The following is a 1,593-nucleotide window of genomic DNA, read 5'->3' on the forward strand; positions in this document are numbered from 1 at the left end:
GCCATATCCGCTACGCCGGCACCGATACTACGATCGAGATTCCGGCGCTGACGGTGGCGGCCGGCGTCCGGCCGGATGATGCGGACCTCGATCCTCGCGCCATGGCCGACGCCTTCGAAGCCGCACACAAAGCCCGCTTCGGCTTCATCGATCGCAACAAGGACATGGTGGTCGAAGCGATCTCGGTCGAAGCGATCGGCGGCGGCCGCAAGCGCGCCGCCGTTACGCTCCCGCCGGCGACGGAGGCGCTGCCGGACCCGGCGCGGCGAACCCGCTTCTTCTCGGGCGGCGCATGGTATGACGCGGTCGTCTACCTGCGCGAACAACTGCAAGCCGGGCATCAGGTGCATGGCCCGGCGCTGATCATCGAGCCCAACCAGACGGTGGTGATCGAGCCCGGCTGGGCCGCCACCGTGACGCCGCTCGACCATCTGGTGCTGGAACGGGTGGTGGCGCTGCCCAGGCGCGTTGCCGTTGGCACCGATGCCGACCCGGTCATGCTGGAGGTATTCAACAATCTGTTCATGTCGATCGCCGAGCAGATGGGTCTGACGCTGCAGAACACCGCCTATTCGGTCAACATCAAGGAGCGGCTCGACTTCTCTTGCGCCGTCTTCAACCGCGATGGCGCGCTTGTTGCTAATGCGCCGCACATGCCGGTGCATCTGGGATCGATGGACCGTTCAGTGGAGTCGGTGATCCGCAACAACCCGGTCATCCATCCGGGCGACGTCTTTGTCATCAACGCGCCCTACAATGGCGGCACCCACCTGCCGGACATAACCGTCTGCACCCCGGTTTTCGACGAGGATGGAAAGTCGGTGCTGTTCTGGGTCGCCTCGCGCGGCCACCACGCCGACGTTGGCGGCACCGCTCCCGGATCGATGTCGCCCAATGCGCGCACCATCGAGGAGGAGGGCGTTTACATCGACAATTTCAAACTGGTCGACCAAGGCCGCTTCCGCGAGGCGGAGCTGGTGGAGCTCCTGACGACGGCGCGCTATCCGGTGCGCAACGTGTTTCAGAATGTCGCCGACCTGAAGGCGCAGATCGCCGCCAACGAGCGCGGCGTGGCGGAACTGAAGAAGATGATCGCGCAATTCGGTCTCGCTGTCGTCGAGGCCTATATGGGCCATGTTCAGGACAACGCGGCCGAAAGCGTGCGGCGAGTGATCGACCGCCTGTCCGACGCGGAATTTCGCTATCCCATGGACCAAGGCTGCGAGATCAGGGTCAGGATCAGCGTCGACCGGGCGAGCCGCGAGGCGATCGTCGATTTCACCGGCACCTCGCCGCAGCGCGACGACAATTTCAATGCGCCCGAACCGGTGACGCGGGCCGCCGTGCTCTACGTCTTCCGGGTCATGGTCGAGGACATGATCCCGATGAACGCCGGCTGCCTCAGGCCCATACGCATCGTCGTGCCGGATGGCACGATGCTGTCGCCGCGCCGGCCGGCGGCGGTCGTGGCCGGCAATGTCGAGGTCAGCCAGGCAGTGACCAACTGCCTGTTCGGCGCGCTGGGCGCGCTGGCTGCTGCGCAAGGCACGATGAACAACCTCACCTTCGGCAACGACCGTTACCAGTCTGTCT

At 65.2% G+C, this 1,593-nt stretch carries 1 protein-coding gene; it reads left to right on the plus strand.

The features are described 5' to 3' along the window. Positions 1 to 1,593 (plus strand): hydantoinase B/oxoprolinase family protein (locus EOA23_RS34560; protein ID WP_189341831.1); only part of this gene is annotated, 1,593 nt, incomplete at both ends.

The sequence above is a fragment of the Mesorhizobium sp. M2A.F.Ca.ET.042.01.1.1 genome (assembly GCF_003997405.1).
Classification (GTDB): domain Bacteria; phylum Pseudomonadota; class Alphaproteobacteria; order Rhizobiales; family Rhizobiaceae; genus Mesorhizobium.